21 protein-coding genes are annotated in these 19,649 nt (G+C 48.0%); 18 read left to right on the top strand and 3 right to left on the bottom strand.

The features are described from left to right. The first annotated feature begins 10 nt into the window (after positions 1–10). The 8 genes from BM159_RS08960 (at position 11) to BM159_RS08925 (ending at position 7,606) form a co-directional block, all read left to right on the top strand. Positions 11–862: a polysaccharide deacetylase family protein gene (locus BM159_RS08960; RefSeq protein WP_093913908.1), complete on the top strand. Its 852-nt coding sequence runs from the start codon at positions 11–13 to the stop codon at positions 860–862. A gap of 101 nt (positions 863–963) precedes the next feature. Then, positions 964–1,869 carry a sugar phosphate nucleotidyltransferase gene (locus BM159_RS08955; protein ID WP_093913907.1) on the top strand — a complete coding sequence of 302 codons (906 nt, stop codon included), beginning with the start codon at positions 964–966 and terminating at the stop codon, positions 1,867–1,869. A 178-nt stretch (positions 1,870–2,047) separates the two neighbouring features. Further along, the gene (locus BM159_RS08950) at positions 2,048–2,770 is read left to right on the top strand and encodes a FadR/GntR family transcriptional regulator (RefSeq protein WP_093913906.1); all 723 of its coding nucleotides are present in this window, start codon (positions 2,048–2,050) and stop codon (positions 2,768–2,770) included. Positions 2,771–2,814: 44 nt separating this feature from the next. Beyond that, positions 2,815–3,897, top strand: coding sequence for an Ldh family oxidoreductase (locus tag BM159_RS08945; RefSeq protein ID WP_093913905.1), 1,083 nt, complete (start codon positions 2,815–2,817; stop codon positions 3,895–3,897). A gap of 52 nt (positions 3,898–3,949) precedes the next feature. After that, positions 3,950–5,272, top strand: coding sequence for a 2-hydroxycarboxylate transporter family protein (locus BM159_RS08940; RefSeq protein ID WP_177205986.1), 1,323 nt, complete (start codon positions 3,950–3,952; stop codon positions 5,270–5,272). An 89-nt stretch (positions 5,273–5,361) separates the two neighbouring features. Continuing rightward, positions 5,362–5,712: a cupin domain-containing protein gene (locus BM159_RS08935; RefSeq protein WP_093913903.1), complete on the top strand. Its 351-nt coding sequence runs from the start codon at positions 5,362–5,364 to the stop codon at positions 5,710–5,712. Between the two features lie 38 nt (positions 5,713–5,750). Beyond that, positions 5,751–7,025: a 3-oxo-tetronate kinase gene (gene otnK / locus BM159_RS08930; protein WP_218149558.1), complete on the top strand. Its 1,275-nt coding sequence runs from the start codon at positions 5,751–5,753 to the stop codon at positions 7,023–7,025. Further along, positions 7,022–7,606, top strand: a complete 585-nt coding sequence (locus BM159_RS08925) for a class II aldolase/adducin family protein (protein WP_093913902.1) — start codon at positions 7,022–7,024, stop codon at positions 7,604–7,606. Before otnK ends, BM159_RS08925 begins: the two co-directional genes overlap by 4 nt. A gap of 3 nt (positions 7,607–7,609) precedes the next feature. On the opposite strand, the gene BM159_RS08920 is transcribed toward BM159_RS08925, so the two are convergent. The 3 genes from BM159_RS08920 to BM159_RS08910 are packed head-to-tail and all read right to left on the bottom strand — an operon-like array spanning position 7,610 to position 10,163. Next, positions 7,610–8,515, bottom strand: a complete 906-nt coding sequence (locus tag BM159_RS08920; protein ID WP_093913901.1) for an ATP-binding protein — start codon at positions 8,513–8,515, stop codon at positions 7,610–7,612. A 1-nt stretch (position 8,516) separates the two neighbouring features. Further along, positions 8,517–9,446: a phage replisome organizer N-terminal domain-containing protein gene (locus BM159_RS08915; RefSeq protein WP_093913900.1), complete on the bottom strand. Its 930-nt coding sequence runs from the start codon at positions 9,444–9,446 to the stop codon at positions 8,517–8,519. Between the two features lie 51 nt (positions 9,447–9,497). Next, entirely contained in the window at positions 9,498–10,163 is a 666-nt protein-coding gene (locus tag BM159_RS08910; protein WP_093913899.1) for an RNA polymerase sigma factor, read from the bottom strand. A 361-nt stretch (positions 10,164–10,524) separates the two neighbouring features. Here BM159_RS08910 and BM159_RS08905 point away from each other — a divergent pair, with 361 nt between their 5' ends. The 10 genes from BM159_RS08905 to BM159_RS08855 all read left to right on the top strand — a co-directional run bounded on the left by BM159_RS08905 (position 10,525) and on the right by BM159_RS08855 (position 19,556). Then, positions 10,525–10,986 (top strand): helix-turn-helix domain-containing protein, encoded by a 462-nt coding sequence (locus tag BM159_RS08905; protein WP_093913898.1) that lies wholly within the window; start codon positions 10,525–10,527, stop codon positions 10,984–10,986. Positions 10,987–11,180: 194 nt separating this feature from the next. Next, positions 11,181–11,876, top strand: coding sequence for a peptidoglycan recognition protein family protein (locus tag BM159_RS08895; RefSeq protein WP_093913896.1), 696 nt, complete (start codon positions 11,181–11,183; stop codon positions 11,874–11,876). Positions 11,877–11,957: 81 nt separating this feature from the next. Then, complete coding sequence (locus BM159_RS08890) at positions 11,958–12,182, top strand: DUF1659 domain-containing protein (RefSeq protein ID WP_093913895.1); 225 nt, start codon at positions 11,958–11,960, stop codon at positions 12,180–12,182. Between the two features lie 32 nt (positions 12,183–12,214). After that, positions 12,215–12,436, top strand: coding sequence for a DUF2922 domain-containing protein (locus tag BM159_RS08885; protein ID WP_093913894.1), 222 nt, complete (start codon positions 12,215–12,217; stop codon positions 12,434–12,436). Between the two features lie 21 nt (positions 12,437–12,457). Further along, positions 12,458–12,643, top strand: a complete 186-nt coding sequence (locus BM159_RS08880) for a YvrJ family protein (protein ID WP_093913893.1) — start codon at positions 12,458–12,460, stop codon at positions 12,641–12,643. A 328-nt stretch (positions 12,644–12,971) separates the two neighbouring features. After that, positions 12,972–14,048: a HigA family addiction module antitoxin gene (locus BM159_RS08875; protein ID WP_093913892.1), complete on the top strand. Its 1,077-nt coding sequence runs from the start codon at positions 12,972–12,974 to the stop codon at positions 14,046–14,048. A gap of 25 nt (positions 14,049–14,073) precedes the next feature. Then, positions 14,074–15,909: a phosphoethanolamine transferase gene (locus tag BM159_RS08870; protein WP_143089419.1), complete on the top strand. Its 1,836-nt coding sequence runs from the start codon at positions 14,074–14,076 to the stop codon at positions 15,907–15,909. Between the two features lie 8 nt (positions 15,910–15,917). Further along, entirely contained in the window at positions 15,918–16,301 is a 384-nt protein-coding gene (locus tag BM159_RS08865) for a GtrA family protein (protein WP_093913890.1), read from the top strand. A gap of 154 nt (positions 16,302–16,455) precedes the next feature. After that, on the top strand, positions 16,456–17,691 hold the full coding sequence (locus tag BM159_RS08860) for an NAD(P)-dependent malic enzyme (protein ID WP_093913889.1): 1,236 nt from the start codon (positions 16,456–16,458) through the stop codon (positions 17,689–17,691). Positions 17,692–17,858: 167 nt separating this feature from the next. Beyond that, a complete protein-coding gene (locus BM159_RS08855) occupies positions 17,859–19,556 on the top strand; it encodes a phospho-sugar mutase (RefSeq protein ID WP_093913888.1) in 1,698 nt (565 codons plus the stop codon). Positions 19,557–19,649 lie beyond the last annotated feature (93 nt).

Genomic DNA, 19,649 nt, shown 5'->3' with positions numbered 1-19,649 from the left:
GGTTTAATCAGTGTCCCTGAAAGAGTTCAAGTCAGAAATCGTTGTTACAGGTATTATCTGTTTATGTGCGGGGTTGTTTTCCATGGCCCATTATATGGGCTGGCTGGAACAGGATTATTCCCTGTTGGGGAATCTGGCGCGGAATCTGTACGGGCCCAGCGTGCGACAGGAAATGAACCGGTTGCAGGCGGTAAAGGAAATTTCACCGGATATTCCCCGGATTACGGCCCTTTGTTATCATGAAGTACGGCCGGACCGGAAGCGCGATCCCCTGAATGTGTCACCGGAACTGTTTCGCCGGCATATCCGGGAGTTTAAGAAAGCAGGGTATACTTTTATTGATGTGGATGACTTGCGGCAGTGCCTGGCCGGCAAAGCTTCTCTTCCGGAGAAGGCGCTGCTCATTTCCTTTGATGACGGGTATGCGGATAATTATAACTACGCCTATCCCATTTTATTGGATGAAAAGGTGTCCGGCACCTTTTTTGTGGTAAGCAGTACCGTCGGTAACGTAAACCGTATGACTGCGGACGAGCTGCGGGAGATGCAGGCGAACGGTATGGCGATCGGTTCCCATACGGTGAATCATGAAAGCCTGGCAGGCATGGCCGATACGGAAATCGAATTTGAAATGCGCCGGTCCAGGGAAGCTCTGGAAAAGCTGCTGGGCAGACCCGTCTATGCCCTGGCCTATCCGGAAGGGAAAGTGGACAAGGCAGTTCTGGACAAGGTCGGAAAATACTATGAAATGGCCTTCCTGGCCTCCGTTGCACCGGAAAAGAAACAGACGCTGTACACCCTCCAGCGGTATGGGGTGTTCAGCTGGAACGACCGTATCGAGTCAATTTTCAGGAACAGGTGAAGCAGAGGAACGGTTAGCTTTCCGAGATATTAATATTAAAAGCTATTTTGAAACGCAGTTTTTGGTTAATATAATGTAAATATGAAAAGGAGACGCTAACGATGAATAAAACGCTGGCAATTTTGGCAGCGGGCATCGGTTCCCGCTTTGGCGGCGGCATCAAACAGTTGGAACCGGTAGATGACCACGGTCACATTATTATTGATTATTCCATCCACGATGCGATTGCGGCCGGGTTTACTAAAATTGTGTTTATCATCCGTCATGACATTGAAAAGGATTTCCGTGAGGTGATTGGCAACCGGATTGAAAAAGTGTGCGCTGCCCACAAGGTGGAAGTGGCTTACGCGTTTCAGGAACTGTCGGATATCCCTGATTTCGCCGGAAAAGAAAAAACGGCAGGCCGTACCAAGCCCTGGGGTACCGGGCATGCGGTGCTGGCCTGTGACGGTCTGCTGGATTCCCCGTTTTGCGTAATCAACGCCGATGATTATTACGGCAAAGAAGGCTTTGTAAAGGCCGCACAGTTCCTGGATCAGGAAGAGTACGGCCTGGTCGGTTACGTGTTAAAGAACACCTTATCCGATAACGGTGGCGTGACCCGTGGTATTTGTTCCGTGCAGGACGGGAAGCTGGTTGGTATTAAGGAAACGAAAAACATCATAAAAACAGCCGATGGCGCAGAGGCGGACGGATGTGCGATTGATACGGAATCCCTGGTATCCATGAATTTCTGGTGCTATCCGCAGGGGTTCATGGAAGTACTGAAAAAAGGCTTCCCTGTATTTTTGGAAAACCTGTCTGATCCCATGAAAGATGAGTACCTGCTTCCCATTATTGCGGACGGCATGTTAAAAGAGGGTGTGGCGTTTACCGTTCTGTCTTCTCATGACCGGTGGTTTGGTGTCACGTACAAGGAAGACAAGCCGGCTGTGGCAAACAGTTTCCGGAAACTGATTGCAGACGAAATTTATAAAGAAGATTTGTACGGGGATTTAGGTTGTTAATAAGTTGAAAAAGATAAAAGCCCGGCTATGCCGGGCTTTTGTTTTTCGTAAATTTAATTCTTTGAAGAAAATGTACTCAATTTTCATACAATTTATTTTTATATTGACTTTGAAGCTGTAAGTTTTTACAATAGACATAAGGACATCAGACATCATACCACTTAAGGAGAAGTAATTTATGACTTTAAAACCAATTTCTCAAAAGAAAAGTATTGTAAATGATGTAATCCAGGAATTATGTAATTATATACTGGGCGGTGTAATGGACGGAACCATACACAAGGGAGATAAAATCCCATCGGAGAGGGAACTTTCTGAACAGTTAGGGATTGGCCGATCCACCCTGAGGGAAGCGATTAAAGTTCTAGTAATGCTTGGTCTTCTGGAGATACGGCAGGGACAGGGTACGTATATTTCTGAAGGCAATGATGGGTTTTATACGGCTCCTCTGAGTTGGGGGCTTATAATAGGTTTTAAATCTGTTTCTGAAATTGCTGAAATCCGGGTCATTCTGGAAAGCGAAGCTGCAAGACTGGCTACCCAGCGTGGTGGAAATCAGGATATGAAGCAGCTCGATAAGATTATCGCCAATATGCACGACGCTGTAGAAGGTAATGATGTTAAAGCGTTTACGGTTGCCGATGTTGAATTCCACATGACCATTGTTCAGGCAACCGGAAATGCTGCGATTGTGCAGATGCTTAAAACGATTCGGAGATTGTTAGAAATCTGGATTGAGAAAGTTCTTGTTGATAAATCTTCTATGCTGATTACATTAAAAGAACATGAAGCTGTATATGAACACATGCGTCTTGGTGATGCGGAAGGCGCCTGTGAAGCTATGAGAAAACATATTTCTGCTGCCGGCATGCGATTGAAAAAGGTTTCGGTCGTAGAATAAATGTGCAGATTTTAAAGTATTAATGTGCATGGAGGTAAGGTATTATGGGCAATGCGGATTATCATTTTAACAAAACAATGACACTGCCAATTGAAAGAGTATTAGAATGTGAAGAAGCTTTGTATCGGGCTGCCGGCATGAGTAAGGAAGATGCGTACTGCGTTTCTCAGCATCTTGTGGAAGCGGATGCGCGGGGCGTATATTCTCACGGAATCCAGAGAAGTTCATTGTATTTTAAACGTTTTGAACAGGGAGGGACCAGTGTATCGGCTCAACCGGAAATTGTGAAACAGTTTGGCGCGACGGCATTAGTGGATGGTCATAATTCCATGGGCATGGTTGCTGCTTCCTACGGTATGAACGTTGCGATTGATTTGGCAAAAAAGTTCGGTACTTCCGCAGTCTCCATAACCGGCAGTAATCATTTCGGTACTTGCGCCCACTACGCAGAAATGGCGGCTAATTCTGGCATGATAGGCTTTTGCTGGACTATAAATGCCGTAAATATCATGGCTCCTACCGGTGGTACTGAACGGATGCTGGGCAATAATCCTTATGCAATCAGCGTGCCTTGCGCTACCAAACCGAATGTTGTAATGGATATGGCAACCAGTGTTGTTGCGCGCGGTAAAATTGTCATGGCGAAAAAAACACATTCTCCCATTCCCGACACATGGGCCAAAGATGTGAACGGCAATCCCACTACAGACCCGGAAGCAGGTTACTTAGGTACAGTTCAGCCTTTTGCCGGATATAAAGGATACTGCCAGACTTTTATGAACATGGTTTTGGCGGCAGTTTTGAACGGTTCCTATTTCGGCCCGCAGGTGATCGATCTTTATGAAGAACCGGAAAAAATCCAAAACTCCGGACACCTGATGCAGTGTATCAATATTGAGGCTATCGATAATCTGGAAGCGTTCAAGAAGCGCATGGACGAAGTGGTTGATTATATAAAGAATGGCCGGAAGGCAGATGGCGTGAAAGAGATTTTTGTCCCGGGTGAAATCGAAGCCAATAATCTGAAGAAAGCTAAGGCGGAAGGCATTGTCTATCCGATGGAAGTAATTATGGAAAACCGGGCTCTGGCAGAAAAATATAATGTACCGGAAGCATTAAGATTATAACCGGATTATTGCTACGACGACGCGTATTTAGGTGCAAATGGAGGTTTTAAGTATGGAAAACAAGATTCGTATCGGTGGAATGCCATTATCGGTCTTTTTGGCGGTTGCGCTTTGTACAATTGCGGCGATGCAGTTAAATTTGGTGCCCAATAAAATGGGTGGCGGTTTTGCAATCTGTCTGGTATTAGGGGTTGCGTTGATGTGGATAGGCGACCGTGTCCCTGTATTGAATGATTACGGGTTAGGTACAATACTGACGGTTTTGGTGCCTTCCTATCTGGTTTATATTGGGCTTATTCCCGAGTCTGCTGCAAAAATAGCGAAGAATTTTTTCAGCGGCTATGATTTTACTTCATTTTTGGTTCCCGGCCTTTTAGTAGGCAGTATTCTGGCAATGAATCGCAAAACCCTGATAAAGGCAGGGATGCGCTTCATCATTCCGATGATTCTGACGATTATTGTTGCAACGGCGGCTTCCGGCGCGGTCGGCGCGGTCATGGGTTATGGGTTTGTCAACACAATGCTGAATGTGGCAGGCCCGATTCTCGGCTCCGGTGTCAGTGCTTCTGCCGTACCGCTGTCTGAAATTTACGCAGGATACGGGGGCGGAAATAAAGAAGCAATTTTGACAACACTGACATCTTCTGTTATGGTAGCTAACGTGTGTACGATCCTGATTGCCTGTGTTCTGGCTGCCTGGGGGAAGAAGCATCCAAATTTCCTGATGAAAGGTTTTGCCGGTTCCAACGGCAGATTGCTCCGTAACGAAGAAACGGTCGATATTTCGGAAAAGGAAAAAGAACAGTTGGCAAAAGATCCCAACGCAACAACCTTTAGCGCTTTAAAAACCGGCTTTTTGATGACCTGCGGTATTTACATGGCGGCGAGGATTCTGGAAAAATATATCCCCGGCGGACTGCATTTTTATCTGTACATGATCGTTATTGCGGTTGGTCTGAAGATTGCAGACGTTCTGGAAGAAGATGTTTGCCAGGCTTCGGGCGCCTGGACGAGTTTCATGGCTAAAATCATGACACCCTGCACGTTATGCGCCATTTCTTTGGGTGTATTGCAGTTAAAGAATGTAATTAAACTTTTTGGCGATCCGGTTTTCCTGATTCTTTGCATACTCTGTGTTGTGGTAACAACACTTGTCTCGGGTACCTTGTGTTACATATTTGGATTTTACTTTATTGAAGGTGCTATTATGGCAGGCCTGGGTTTGGCGGATATGGGCGGAACCGGCGACGTTGCCGTTCTTTCGGCGGCAAACCGCATGGAGTTATTGCCGTTCCTGACGATTTGTTCCCGTATCGGCGGTGCCATCAATATGGCGTGGCTGACTTTCGTTGCCGCAAACTTCCTGGCAAAGTGATGTTAGAATTAATTTGAAACGGATATAAGCGGCATTTGTGTTATAAATGCCGCTTATTATGTACTAGGGGTAACGAAGGAGAATCTTGTATGCTGAGGAAAGCAAAGGAAAAGAAGAAAACTGTTTTGCAGGAAATGTTCAACGGTAAAGGGAATTTTATACAACAACACATTATTACGCAGGATGAGATGAGCGGTGTCGGGCGGTTATTTGCGGATTGTTCCCTTGATGTCGGCGGAGTAGTCGGATCTCATGTTCATCATGGTGACAGTGAAGTTTGTTATTTTATCAGTGGCAAAGGAAGGGTTACAGATGATGCAGAGATAATAGAGGTTGGCCCTGGCGATGTAAACTATTGTCCTGACGGTCACTTGCACAAAATTGAAAACATTGGGGAAGAGCCGCTGCGATATTTAGCAGTTATTTTCTACACAAAATGAACGATCTGGAATAGCAAGGAACCAAGCGAGGTGGGAACGTGATTTTAGGATGTATTGCTGATGATTTTACCGGAGCCAGTGATGCGGCTTCATTTCTTGTCAAAGGCGGTATGCGGACTGTTTTATGCACGGGAATACCGGCGGATGATGCGGTTCTGTTTTGTGAAAAAGCGGACGCCGTTGTGATTGCGTTGAAAACGCGGACAGAGGAACCTGGCAAGGCTGTAGCCGAATCGTTGCATGCTGTGCAGTGGCTTAAGGAACATGGGGCTGGGTATTTTTACATCAAATACTGTTCCACATTTGATTCAACGGAAAAAGGAAATATCGGGCCGGTCTGTGATGCAGTGTTAGATTACCTGAAAGAGCCTTTTTCCCTTCTGTGTCCCTCGCTTCCCGTAAACGGCCGGACCGTGAGGGGGGGTACTTTGTACGTCAACGGAACCCCGCTGGCAGAAAGTCATATGCGTTTTCATCCTCTGAACCCTATGTTGCAAAGTGATATATCACAGTTGATGAAACCGCAAAGCCGGTACAACTGCATCAATCTTTCCAGAGAGCAACTCAACAAAATGCAGGCAAACTGGGACCGCGAAATTGAGACATACACAGCAGGTCAGAAATGCTTCTATTTTGTGCCGGACTATGAAACAGATGAAGATGGCGAAGAAATAATCAGGTGTTTCGGTCATATCCAATGTCTTACCGGAGGATCTGGTATTCTTGAAATATGGGCAAAACATCTTTTAAAAGGAAAAGTTAAGCCTGATGAAGCTTTGACAGCTGAAACAGCGGGAGAAGCGCTTCTTATTGCCGGCAGCTGTTCCCAGGCGACACTCCGGCAGATTGCGCGGTTTAAGGAAACTGGCGGTGTTTCGTTAAAAATCGATCCGGGTGCGGTCAGGTGTGGACAACAGACGCTGGAAGGGATAAAAGAGTTTTTAGAACTTCATAAAGGTACACCGGTTCTGTTTTACAGTTCGGAAACACCGGAATATCTGGAGTCGATTCGCAAAACCCATTTGCAGGAGTATTCGTCCATAGTGGAAAAAACAATGTCGGATATTGCTGTCATTGCGACGCAAAAACAATATACGCGTTTTGTGGTGGCAGGCGGGGAAACATCCGGCGCAGTGATAAAAGCTTTAGGATATGATGTATTTTGGATTGGTCCAAGTATATCGCCCGGTGTTCCGGTCATGATTCCCTGTAAAAATCCTTCTGTAAGGATTATCCTTAAATCCGGGAATTTTGGTGAGGAGGATTTTTTTGAAAAGGCGTTATTTTTGACGGACGGGAGTGAAAGAAAGTGAATACGCTGTTGGAAAAACTGGAGACGGCTTGTTGGATCGCCCGGACGCTTTTCATGAAAAACAGAGCTTCCGGCTCTTCGGCCAATATGAGTTTTTTGCACAATGGACGTATTGTTATAACCAAATCCGGCTCATGTTTTGGCTGTCTGAAACCTGAAGATTTTTCAGAAGTTTCGTTTGACGGAAAGCTTTTAAAAGGGGAAAAACCCAGTAAAGAGTTCCCGTTGCATCAAATGCTTTATAAAAAGTCACCGGATATCGGGGCGGTTATTCATACGCATTGTACATACAGTGTGTTATGGTCATGCTTACACCATGAAAATGAAGAGGATGTCATGCCAGGCCATACGCCGTATTTAAAGATGAAGGTCGGAACAGTCGGATTGATCCCTTTTGCAGCACCGGGTAGTCAGGAGTTGTTTCGCCTTTTTGCTGAACGAATCGAAAAAAGCGATGCTTTTCTGTTAGCGCATCATGGCCCTGTTGTGGGAGGAAAAGACCTGATGAATGCTTTTTATGGGTTGGAAGAATTGGAAGACAGCGCCACGATTGCATGGAATTTATATTTATTACATAAATAGAGATTATAGTTTCTTCCCAATCCCCAGCAGCTTTTCCATTTTCTCCTTCCGTTCTTTTGTCAGCTGTTTGTTCCGGCTGGTATTGAGTAGGGTGAGGCAGTAGCAGCGTTCCTTCAGGCGGTCCACCGCTTTCTGGCGGGTGGCGTTCAGGCCCTGTTCCAGTGCGTCCTGGGCCAGGGGCGTGATGACGATCATGGGAATGAATTTCCGGTAGCAGGTCTTTACGATCTCTTCCATGTTGATGTCGAAGAAGTTGCTGTTGGTCTCCCCGCCGAAGTCATCGAAGACCAGCAGGTCGTGGTTGCATATATCATCCAGATACTGTTGCCTGTTCTCCCGGTTCAGGGAGAGCAGGTTTTTTACGATTTCCATGAAGCTGGTCACCAGGCAGTGATAGCCTTTGTCGCACAGGGCGTTGACGATCTGGACGGCGGCGTAGGTCTTTCCGGCTCCTTTGGGGCCGAACAGGAGGATTCCGCTGCCGTCTTTTTTCATTTCTTCGAAGTTGTCCGCGTACTGGCGGAAGTAACGGGTGGCCCGGGGGCTGCCGCCGTCATCGTTGGCAAAGGTCCACCGGTGCATATAGGCGTAGGGCAGGGCATGCTGGCGGCAGAGTTCCGCCTTTTCCCACCGGGCCCGTTCTTCCTGTTCTTCCGCGATCCGCGCCAGGCATTCGCGCTGGCACCGGCAGTGGATGGGGAAGGGTCGCATCTCCCCCCGCCACATATGCAGAATCTGCTTGGGCGTGTGGCAGTAGCCGCAGTACATGACGCCGTCCTTTTCGTAGTCCCCTTCGTGGTAGCCGCCTTCAAAGGTTTCTTCGGTGATGAGGCTGTAGCCGTATTTGGCCCAGTCGTAGCCGGTAGTACCGGAGAGGATCTCCCCGACCGGCGTCAGATCGTTGTCCATGTCAGTTCACCACCGTTCCGTAGAATCCGTTGCTGTAGGGGGACGCTTCGTCCCCCGGCTGGAACAGCAGGCTGTCGCCCCGGGGCTTTTTGTCCTGATACTTTCCCTGCAGGATATTTTCCAGATGCTCCGGCGCCAGCATCCACCCCAGTGTAATGGACCAGCCCCGGTTGTTCCGGGAGTGACCCAGCAGGAACTGGCTGCCGGCCACGTTGCGGATGGCTTTGTGGAGGGCTTCTTCCCCGTACTGTTCCAGCAGGGCTTCCAGTCGTTTCAGCATGGCGGGGTAGAGGCCCTGGAACTTGTTGTCCAGGGGCAGGCTGTTCCAGGCCTCCAGAATCTTCTGTACCGCCTCCGGCAGCTGCCCGGCGGGGATCAGGCGGGTGCCTTTTGGCTGGGGCGGTGCTGCCTGTTTTGCCGCCCGGACCGGTGTATCCGGGGTTTTGGCCTGATTTTTTATTTCCGGTTCCGTCTGCCGCCGCGCGTCAGATATCGCGGCAGCGATATCCGCCTTTTTATTATTCTCTTTACTCTTTTCTTTTGCTTCTTTTCGTTTCTCTTTCTCTGTTTCTTTTTCCCCGGAAAACAGATTGGAGTCAGAGGCTTTTTTTGTTTTGCGGCCGCGGTTCGTTCCGCCGCAGGCGGGTATCCGCAGGTTGCCGGTTTCGTCTCTGGCGAGGAGCTGCAGCTGTTCCATGACCTGGACCGTTGCTTCTACGGCCTCCGCGGTACAGTGGAAATACCCCGCCAGTGCTTCGGTATCCATCTGCAGGCCCGGGGTCAGCCGCACGCTGCCTTCCGGATCGTGGACGGCCAGGGCCAGCATCCGGAACCAGACGGCCAGCACGGCGTCCGCGTCTTCTGCTGCCAGATAGTCTACGGCGGCGATGGTTTTGGCGTCAAAGGTGTTTGCTAAGAGTTGTCTGGTCATGATAAGTGTCTCATTCCTTTTCTTATAGCATAGTGGGTATTGCGGATTCCGTTACTTCAGTATGTCCTGCTCAGGATACTTTATCTTTAGCAGTTTCTTCATACGGGACAACCCTTTCCGTTTCAGCAAGGATACATACTGTGGCGTAATATTCATGTCATTTGCCAGCGCTTTGTTGTTTTTGCCTTCATAATACAGGCCGCGGATAACTTTCTGTTCCAGGGGTTTCAGTTGTTTCAGGGCTTCTTTTACATCCTGTGTCAGTTCGTTTCGAAGGAGAAGGGCCTCCGGTTCAAGGGAACTGTCTGCCGGCAGTAACTCGGTGATTGTGTTGGCAGCCTCTTTTTGCCAGGTGTCTGTAATACATGGCTGCTGCATCTTACAGTGGGTCTTGTGCTGTTTCACACTCCGTAACAGTGTGTTGCGGAGAACGGTCTTTAACACGCAGGGCACTTCTTCGTCCGTCCGGATGTAGGGCGCGCGTTTAAGAAACTCCGTCAGCTTATGGTTGGAGATGCCGCAGATTTCATTTATACCCAGGTTGTCACGGAAATAGGGAATACGGCAAAATTCCCGGACGATAGGTTCAACGCTGGCAAAAAAGTTCAGGGCCGCTCTCTCATCGCCCCGGTTTGCCCGGGCGATCCATTGTTTCCAGGGGTTGGCATGCTTACCGGCAGTGTGTGACGGTTTTGTTTTCGTAAGATCTGATTCCATAAAGCAGTTTTCTCTCCTTTGTCAGTTTGATTTAAACGCATGGAAAACATGGATGATTGTATCAAAATGCGCCGTTAGCTGTAAAGCAGACGTCCCGGGGCCGGAAACGTCAAAAAAATCGTAAAACAGACGCGGTTACGTCAGGTTTATCCCGCTTTTGACGTTCTGTTCCGGTGATTAAAAAAAACCGGACGGAAGCTTGACGTGTATACGTCAGAAATATTTTCCGCCACGTCAAGTTTTTTTTTCAAAACGTCAAGTATTTATGTGGGAAATGGACGTCTGGTATCTTGACAATTTTGGTTAAGTCTCTAAAATATAAAACGTGATTGTCAAAACCATATGATGGGAGGTGAGTCAGATGAGGGGAACTTTTGCAGTATATGTTGAGCCGGGGATTGTCCTTACGCCTGAATTGATACGAAACAGGCGGAAAGAATTAAACCTGACCCAGGCCAAGTTTTCTGCAAGGGTCGGTGTATCGGTGGAAACGGATTCCCGTTGGGAACGGGGCCGTCTGGTCCCAAAGAAAAAGAACCGGCTCAAGATTGTAGAAGTATTGAAGTTAACGGAACTGGCCGGCAGTACTACGCAGGCAGGGGAAGCGCAAAAGGGCGGGCAGCTGACGGAACAGGGGACTGGTCCGGCAGAGGATGCCGGAGCTGATAACTCCGGGAAGGCCGAAGATCATCGAACCGTCCCGGACTGCCGTTCGTTATTCTATCCGCCCTTCAGTGAAGCGTTCAAACTGGTGGTTGACGCTATCATTGAAGATAAGGTAGAACGGTACCTGGCTGTCCGGGAGAAAGAAAAGAACATATAGCTGCCTTGTCTTATGTGTACGTGTAGCAGGCTGTATGTATCCTGACAACGTGACAAATGCATCGAAGGAATTCTGTAACAGGATCCTCTTCGATGCATTTTTTATTTTTTTAAAAAAGTATTTGTTTTTTCAGGGGGTCGTGAGTTTATTAAAGTGCAAGGGAAATTTACGGAAAGGAAAGGAGGTGGTGAATTATGCTGATACAAAACCCTGAAGTCATTCTGGAAGGCGGGCTGCGGCAAATGGCCCGCGAAGCAGGGTGCGGCATCCGGACCATTTACCTGCACTGGACTGCCGGCCGCTACGGGCAGGTGTACGACGATTACCATCTGTGTATCGGCCGGGACGGCACGGTGTATGTGAACTGCGGGCATCTGACGGATATCAAGATACACACCTGGATGCGCAACCACAGCGCCATCGGCATCGCCCTGTGCTGCGGCGCGGACGCCCGCTGCTGGCTGCCTGTGGGCTGCGACGGGTATGAGACGAAAGAAGCCTGTGAGATTGCGGATGGGCAGAAGCAGGACTGCGCCCTGATCGATTACGGTACGCAGCCGCCTACGGATATCCAGATTGAAGTCATGGCCGATGTGGTGGCGATCCTCTGTGAGGAACTGCATCTTCCCATTACACCGGAAACGGTCATGACCCACTGTGAAGCCGCGTTTGAAGACGGCTACGGCCCCGGTGACGGGGATCCGGACATGCGCTGGGATCTCTGGTTCCTGCCGGACAGCGCCTGTTACGGCAAACTGCAGCCCGGCGGTGAGGTACTGCGGGGAAAGGCGGCGTTCTACCGGGATCTGCGGGAGCAGGGCCTGGTAGACAGGCACTATGAGGAGAATGCCGGCCTGACGGCGGCGGGAAAAGTTCTTTTGGCCGCCTGACGGTAACTCTGTGGGCGGTGTAAAGGATACATATGGAAGAAGCAGATTCCTGATGCTTCTGACCGGAAAGGAGGTGATACTATGGCAGCAGTTATGAATGTATTAAAACGTTCTCTTAACGTTTCCATTGCCCGTGGTGAAGACGCGGACGGGAATCCGGTAAGCAAGACTTACACCTATTCCAATGTGAAGCCGGATGCCGAACCGGCTAAAATGCTGGCGGCAGGCAAGGCCCTGGGCAGCCTGTTCGATAACGAAGTCACCGGCTTTGTAGTGGTAGAACGTTCTTCCCTGACGGAAGAATAAGATTAAGATAAGGAAAAAGGAGGTAAATTATTGTGGCTTCTGATACTGATTTGGATCTGGTCTTCAAAAATGCTGCAGGTAAAAAGTTTAACCTCAAGATTGAGGAACCGAAGAACGGCATTAAAAAAGCAGAGATTGACGCCGCCATGCAGGTGGTGGTGGAAAACAACATTTTCAACACCAGCGGCGGCGATATCGTGGAAGCGGTGGAAGGCCGCCTGCGTACCGTCACCACAGACGTGGTGGCTGAGTAATCCTTCAGCCGGTCATGGAAAGTGTGGCTGAAGATGGACGTTTCCGAAGTATTCGGCTTTATTAAGGATTTCGGTTTCCCTATGGTGCTGAGCTGGTTTCTGCTGGTGCGCATGGAAAACAAGCTGGCGGGCCTGACGGCAGTCATCGGGGAACTGAGCTGCAACATCGCCGCCCTGCGGGGGGATGTGCCGAAGAAGCAGGCGTAAATAGTATGCTGCGAAACTAAAACTGAATATGCGGACCAGACAATATGTCGGCTAAACAGTGGGGTCTTCGCGATAATTCGAATGTAGCAATCGCTTCTGCCTATAAAAGGGTGGAAGCGATTTGTTTATCTATTGACTTATACAAGTATAACCTTTATAATAAAATTACCTGACAGGTAATTTTATTGATGGGTGAAAATATGGAAATAATCTATGCAACCTCCAAAGTTTACAAACAATGTACCAGTTTGGAGGTTGCCAGAAAATTGTTTGGTGGGAATAATTGAAATAGCTGATATTGTGGAAATAAGGGAGGTCAGCAAACATTATGAGTAATTATATTAAATATAATGACAAAATAGCATTTCATCCCGGATACTATATCAGTGAGGCAATTGAAGAAAGCGGGCTGACTCAATACGATTTTGCGAGACGGCTGGATACAACGCCGAAGAATATCAGTTGCCTGGTTAATGGAGAACAAAACCTGTCTACAGATATCGCCATGAAGTTAGCGAGGATGTTGGATACAAGTGTTGAATATTGGCTGAACCTTCAAAGCGCTTATGATACGGTAAGTGCCGAAATCAAATCTGAAGAAGCTTTAGAGGAAGAAAGACGGGTGTTCGCTTATTTGGATTACAAATATTTTCAAAGCTATTATGGTTTGCCTTCTCTTCCCAGAAAGATAGATTGTCAGATTAAGCAGGTAAGAAAATTCCTCAAGGTTGCCACTCTTTCTGTTTTTAAAGAAAGAAACATGGCTGTCAACTTTAGAAGTAGTACGGATAAGTTGTCTGAGGCCAATATCGTGAAAGCCAATATAATGGTACAGATAGCTACAAACCAGGCACTAAATAACCCTGCGCCTAAATTTGACAGATCCCGGTTTAATAAAACTGTGGATTATGCTCTTACGTTGACAGGCAAGCATCAGGAATTCTACAGGCTTCTTAAGAAAGCATTTTATGATGCGGGTGTGAATTTTGTGATACTTCCCAATATGCCTGGGTCAAAAATCAATGGAGCAACTAAAAAGATTAAAAACAATGTCATGCTGATGGTCAATGACCGCAGACTAAATGCTGATACTTTCTGGTTTACATTATTCCATGAGATAGGTCATATAATTAATGGGGATATGGGTATTACGTTTGAGGGTAAGGAGTATCATGCTGAAGATGAAGCTGATATATTTGCGGAAAACAAATTGATTCCGGAAGATGCTTATCATCAGTTTTTAAGTGAAAACGATCATCATTTTACGTTGCAAAATGTTTTGCATTTCGCCAGGTTGATAGATCGGGATCCTGGAATCGTGCTCGGTCGTTTACAAAATGACGGCAAAATTAAATATGGGGATTATCGCTTTGCTTCCTTGCAGAAAAAGTACAAAATAATGTAAACTGTTAGTTACAGCTAGTTGTCAGTTGGAGGAAAAAATGCCCAGGACAGATAACCGTTCCCGAATGATGACCGTAATACATGTAGTATTAAGCGTGATTGCATTTGTTTTTATATCCTTCCTTATTCGCTTTTTTGCTAATTCTTCCAGGCTTTTGTTTTCTCATTATGGCGATGTTTTCAAAACGGCTCTTTGCGTCAGCCTCGTTTTACAAATTTGGGATTTTGACAGAAAAGCAGTAAAATCTTTTGCGATTTTTTCTTTTTTGTATGTTTTTGCAGCTTGTATAAAACTTTTTGTTAACATGCCCTTAAGCGGCAGGGAAATTGTCGATGCTTTTTGCTTTGCCAATCTGATCTGTGCTGTCCTTATGTGTGTGTTGCGGTTTCTTCATTCGATCAGGAATATTTTTATAAAAAGATTCTGCTGTCTTTTATTCGATATTCTCCTCGTTGCGGCTTTGCTGCCGCCGGTTGCCTGCATCGGGTATTATTTTTTAAGCGGACAGTTGTTATCGGCAACGATTGTTTTAACATTATTCCAGACTAATTTTTCTGAAGCGGCTGCTTATATCAGAGACAGAGGCGTACTGTTGTGGGGCGGGGGCATTTTACTCGCGCTGCTTTCAGTCGGGGGAATCGTATATTATATAAACCGGACCCGTTTTAACCCGGATAAAGAGAGCAAAAACATCGTTTTATGTATTCTTTCCGTTATCGTTATGGTGTTGGGCTGTAGAGTCGGCTCAGACATGGTGGACAACGTCCACTCTGTTGCAGTATATAAACAGACTGGCGGTGTTTTAAAGCAATATAAAGAATACGGAAAAGCGAAAGAAAAGCGCATGAAGGCATTAAAACAGCTTACGGGACTTGCTGTTAAACCCGGGCAGGGCGGAGTGTATGTGCTTGTAATCGGCGAATCGGAAACAAGAGACCATATGGAGGCGTATGGCTATAATAGAGAGAATACCCCCTGGCTTTCTGCTGCAATACAAGACAGGGGAACCATTCTTTTCAGGAATGCCTATTCAAATCATACGCATACAGTTCCCGTATTAACGTATGCGCTTTCTGAAAAAAACCAGTATAATGACATGCAGTTATCTAAGGCATATTCTGTGATGGAAGTTGCGAAAGCAGCCGGATATAAAACATACTGGATCAGCAATCAGATAAAATACAGCGCCTGGGATACGCCTACGGCGGAAATGGCTAGTACGGCCAACCGGGAGATTTGGCTGAATGGCAATGTCGGGAAATCGAATCTGACCCAGTATTACGACGAAGAGATAGCAAAGAGAATTGAAGAAATTGATTTTGAAAAAGACGGGAACATATTTATAGTTTGTCATTTAATGGGATGCCACGGTTTGTATTCTGACAGGTACCCTGGAAAATTTGAGAAGTTTAAAGGCGAAAAGTCCCGGGATGCAGTTATAAAGTATGATAACAGTGTCTATTATAACGATTATGTATTGAAAAAAATATACGAAACAGTTTCCGGACACAAGAATTTTAAAGCCATGATTTATTTGTCGGACCATGGTGAAAATCCTGATGAGGGAACAGGCCATGAGGCGAGCAAGTTTACCTGGCAGATGGCGCGGATTCCGTTGGTAATGTTTTTGTCAGACTCATTTGTCCGGGATTCCGGCCCTGTTTTTCAAGCATTATCTGCAAATAAAGAAAAATACTGGACAAACGATTTGTTGTATAATGCCCTTGTGGTAATTATGGGTATACAAAACGCGCCCAATGGTGCTGACAATCTGAATCTGGCTTCAGATAAGTACAATATGGACCGGAAGCAACTGAAGACGTTGCACCGTAAAAAAAGTTTAGTTGAGGATAGAAGATAACAACCATCATGAAACGGGATCAGCTTTTTGAGATAGTGCGCTTTGCCATCGTGGGCGGGGCCTCCTTTATAGTAGACTACGCGCTGCTTTATATCTGTACGGAATGGCTGGGAATCCATTACCTGTATTCCGCAGCGATTTCCTTCACCGTGTCGGTGATCGTCAACTACTGGCTGTGTGTAATCTTCGTGTTTACAGGCGCGGGGAAGCAGACCGGCAGGCAGGCGGCGCTGTTCATCGGTTCCAGTATCGTGGGGCTGGGGATCAACCAGGTCTGCATGTGGCTGTTCGTGGAAAAATTCGGACTGCATTACATGCTGGCGAAAATCGGCGCCACCTTCATCGTCATGTTCTGGAACTATGTGATGAAACGCAAAGCGGTGCGGGGATAATTTTTGCGTAAATCAGTTGCCGGAATATTGCTTATTCTGCTTAAATATAGTATGATAGTAATATAACATAATATAGAAATTAGTGTATACTGTTCTGTATTATAAAGTATAAGAACGTGCAAAAGGTTATAATTTAATTTAGGAGGGATGGTACATGGATTTACAGCAAGAGTCCTTGAAAATGCATCTGGAGAATCACGGCAAGATGGAGATCCGCTGCAAAGCGCCTCTGAATGACCGGCATGACCTGGCGGTTGCCTATACCCCCGGCGTGGCGGAACCCTGCAAAGAGATTAAAAAACAGCCGGATATGGCTTTTGAGTACACCTGCCGCGGCAACATGGCCGGCATCTGCACCGACGGCACCCGCGTGCTGGGTCTGGGCGACATCGGCGCTGCCGCTGCCATGCCGGTAATGGAAGGCAAGGCTGTCCTGTTCAAACGCTTCGGCGGTGTGGACGCGATCCCGGTCTGCATCAACGAAAAAGATCCCGATAAGTTTGTGGCGATCGTAAAAGCGCTGGAAACCTCTTTTGCGGCGATCAACCTGGAAGATATTTCTTCCCCGAAATGCTACGACATTGAAGACAAACTGAAAGAAATCATGGATATCCCCGTATTCCACGATGACCAGCATGGCACGGCCATTGCGGCGGTCAGCGCGGTACTGGGCGCTCTCCGTTTCGTAAAGAAAGACCTCAAGACTGCCAAGATCATCATGAACGGCTGCGGCGCCGCAGGCACGGCCATCGGCCGTCTGCTGGCGGAAATGGGCGCGGAAAACCTCATCATGGCAGGCCGCAACGATACCCTGTACGAAGGCTGCAACTGGGGCAAACCCCTGGACCGCATCCAGGAAATGCTGGCTAAGACTACCAATAAGAATAAGATCAGCGGTAAACTGAAAGACGTGGCAGTAGGCGCAGATGTTCTGATCGGCGCTTCTTCCCCCGGCGTATTCACGGAAGAGATCATTAAATCCATGGCGCCGGATTCCATCGTATTCTCGCTGGCCAATCCGGTTCCGGAAGCCATGTACGACTTTGCCAAAGCGGCAGGCGCGCGGGTGGCCGGCACGGGCCGCAGCGATGCTCCCAACCAGGTTAACAACGTAAACGTATTCCCGGGCGTATTCCGTGGCGCTATCGACGTGCGGGCAAGGGAAATCAACGAGCAGATGAAGATTGCGGCAACCTATGCCATCGCCAACCTGATCGACGACAAGGATCTGCGGGAAGATTACGTAGTAGCCGATGCCTTTGACAAACGCGTGGCCCCGGCTGTTGCGGCAGCGGTTGCCAAAGCGGCTATCGAGACCGGCGTTGCCCGGAAGATCATGGATCCGGCAGATGTTTACAAACATACGGAAGAGCTGCTGGCAGGCTATTAATGCGTTGAAAGTATTTAAGCGGTTTACAGCATATTGAAACAGAGTGAGGGGCTGTGACTTTTGTCACAGCTCCTTTTATTTCGCGCGGTTATTTGTTATAATTAATTATTATAGTATGTTAGTAACCTGTTGTTTAGATTTTTAAATATGTTTTGGCGAGGTGCGACATGGACAGTGCATTAAAAGCAAAGTATGAAATCTGGCTGGAGAAGGCGGTGGCGGATCCGGATCTGAAACCGGAGCTGGAGGCCATGGCCGGTGACGAAGCGAAAATCGAGGATGCGTTCTACAAGGATCTGGAGTTCGGAACGGCAGGCCTCCGGGGTGTCATCGGAGCCGGTACCAACCGCATGAATGTGTATATCGTGGCCCGGGCTTCCCAGGGTCTGAGCAATTATGTGATCAATCATTTCCCTGCGGAAGAACGCAGCATCGCCATCAGCTACGACAGCCGTATCAAGAGCGATGTGTTCGCGAAGATTGCGGCGGAGGTGTTTGCGGCCAACGGGATCAGGGCGTACATTTTTAAAGAACTGATGCCGGTTCCCTGTGTTTCCTATGCCACAAGGACATTGAAATGCGCGGCGGGCATCATGGTGACCGCGTCCCACAATCCGTCCAAATATAACGGCTATAAAGTGTACGGGGCCGACGGGTGCCAGATGACTACCGCGGCAGCCAACGAAGTGCTTGGTGAAATCGAGAAGCTGGATCTGTTCGCGGACAGCAAACGGATCGCCTTTGAAGAGGGCCTGAAAGCCGGCAGCATTGCCTGGATCCCGGACGAAGTATATACTGCGTTCGTGGAAGAGGTGAAGAAGCAGTCGGTAGTGGGCGATGCGGAAATCAATAAAGACGTAGCCATTGTGTACTCACCCCTGAACGGGGCGGGCCTGAAACCGGTGCTGCGTACCTTAAAGGAAACAGGCTACACCAATATTACGGTAGTAAAAGAGCAGGAACAGCCGGACGGCAACTTCCCCACCTGCCCTTATCCCAACCCCGAAATCCATGAAGCCATGGCCCTGGGCATGGAATACGCAGCGAAATACAACGCGGACCTGTTGCTGGCCACGGATCCGGACTCGGACCGGGTGGGCATTGCAGTCAAAGACAAAGAAGGCAACTACCAGCTGCTTTCCGGCAACCAGACGGGCATGCTGCTGACGGATTACGTCTGCGCCCGCCGCACGGAAAACGGGACCATGCCCAAAGACCCGGTGGTGATCAAGACCATTGTGACCACGGACATGGTGGAACAGATTGCCGGCCATTACGGTGTGCGCACGGTGAACGTGCTCACCGGCTTCAAATACATCGGCGAGCAGATCGGCCTGCTGGAAAAACAGGGGAAAGCCGACTCCTATATTTTCGGTTTTGAAGAAAGTTACGGATACCTGAGCGGTTCCTATGTGCGGGACAAGGACGCGGTGGACGCCGCTTTCCTGATCTGCGAGATGTTCTGTTATTATAAGACGCGGGGCATCAGCCTGCTGGACAAGCTGGACGAACTGTACAAGCGCCACGGTTATTGCCTGAACACGCTGTACTCCTATCAGTTTGAGGGTGCGGCCGGTTTTGTGAAGATGAAGGAGATTATGACAGATTTCCAGACCGCGGGAATTACGGAATTCGGCGGACGGAAAGTGGAAACGCTGCTGGACTACAACACCGGCATCGACGGGCTGCCGAAAGAAAACGTGCTGAAGTTCCTGCTGGAAGGCCATGGATCTGTCGTTGTGCGTCCGTCCGGCACCGAGCCGAAGCTGAAGACCTATGTGACCGTAAGCGCGCCGGATAAAGCGGCGGCAGAAGTCATTGAAAAGAAGATTGTGGAAGATCTGAAGAAACGGATTAACGGATAAATATAAACATACCTGATAAGAAAGCAGTCGCTCCGGATGGTTGCGGCTGCTTTTTCATTTATGATATAATAGTTTCAAAGAGATATGTTGTTT

The organism is Succiniclasticum ruminis DSM 9236 (assembly GCF_900112895.1).
Classification (GTDB): Bacteria; Bacillota; Negativicutes; order Acidaminococcales; family Acidaminococcaceae; genus Succiniclasticum; species Succiniclasticum ruminis.
The sequence above is the reverse complement of the archived record's forward strand: the minus strand, read 5'-3'. Positions and strand labels throughout refer to the sequence as shown.

What these genes read in the sequence shown, in the direction of transcription:
- BM159_RS08860 (WP_093913889.1), top strand. Translation starts at nt 16,456, where the DNA reads ATGGATTTACAGCAAGAGTCCTTGAAAATGCATCTGGAGAATCACGGC.
- BM159_RS08945 (WP_093913905.1), top strand. Translation starts at nt 2,815, where the DNA reads ATGGGCAATGCGGATTATCATTTTAACAAAACAATGACACTGCCAATT.
- BM159_RS08915 (WP_093913900.1), bottom strand. Translation starts at nt 9,446, where the DNA reads ATGACCAGACAACTCTTAGCAAACACCTTTGACGCCAAAACCATCGCC.
- BM159_RS08865 (WP_093913890.1), top strand. Translation starts at nt 15,918, where the DNA reads ATGAAACGGGATCAGCTTTTTGAGATAGTGCGCTTTGCCATCGTGGGC.
- BM159_RS08920 (WP_093913901.1), bottom strand. Translation starts at nt 8,515, where the DNA reads ATGGACAACGATCTGACGCCGGTCGGGGAGATCCTCTCCGGTACTACC.
- BM159_RS08950 (WP_093913906.1), top strand. Translation starts at nt 2,048, where the DNA reads ATGACTTTAAAACCAATTTCTCAAAAGAAAAGTATTGTAAATGATGTA.
- BM159_RS08940 (WP_177205986.1), top strand. Translation starts at nt 3,950, where the DNA reads ATGGAAAACAAGATTCGTATCGGTGGAATGCCATTATCGGTCTTTTTG.
- BM159_RS08910 (WP_093913899.1), bottom strand. Translation starts at nt 10,163, where the DNA reads ATGGAATCAGATCTTACGAAAACAAAACCGTCACACACTGCCGGTAAG.
- BM159_RS08935 (WP_093913903.1), top strand. Translation starts at nt 5,362, where the DNA reads ATGCTGAGGAAAGCAAAGGAAAAGAAGAAAACTGTTTTGCAGGAAATG.
- BM159_RS08905 (WP_093913898.1), top strand. Translation starts at nt 10,525, where the DNA reads ATGAGGGGAACTTTTGCAGTATATGTTGAGCCGGGGATTGTCCTTACG.
- BM159_RS08955 (WP_093913907.1), top strand. Translation starts at nt 964, where the DNA reads ATGAATAAAACGCTGGCAATTTTGGCAGCGGGCATCGGTTCCCGCTTT.
- BM159_RS08895 (WP_093913896.1), top strand. Translation starts at nt 11,181, where the DNA reads ATGCTGATACAAAACCCTGAAGTCATTCTGGAAGGCGGGCTGCGGCAA.
- BM159_RS08890 (WP_093913895.1), top strand. Translation starts at nt 11,958, where the DNA reads ATGGCAGCAGTTATGAATGTATTAAAACGTTCTCTTAACGTTTCCATT.
- BM159_RS08855 (WP_093913888.1), top strand. Translation starts at nt 17,859, where the DNA reads ATGGACAGTGCATTAAAAGCAAAGTATGAAATCTGGCTGGAGAAGGCG.
- BM159_RS08875 (WP_093913892.1), top strand. Translation starts at nt 12,972, where the DNA reads ATGAGTAATTATATTAAATATAATGACAAAATAGCATTTCATCCCGGA.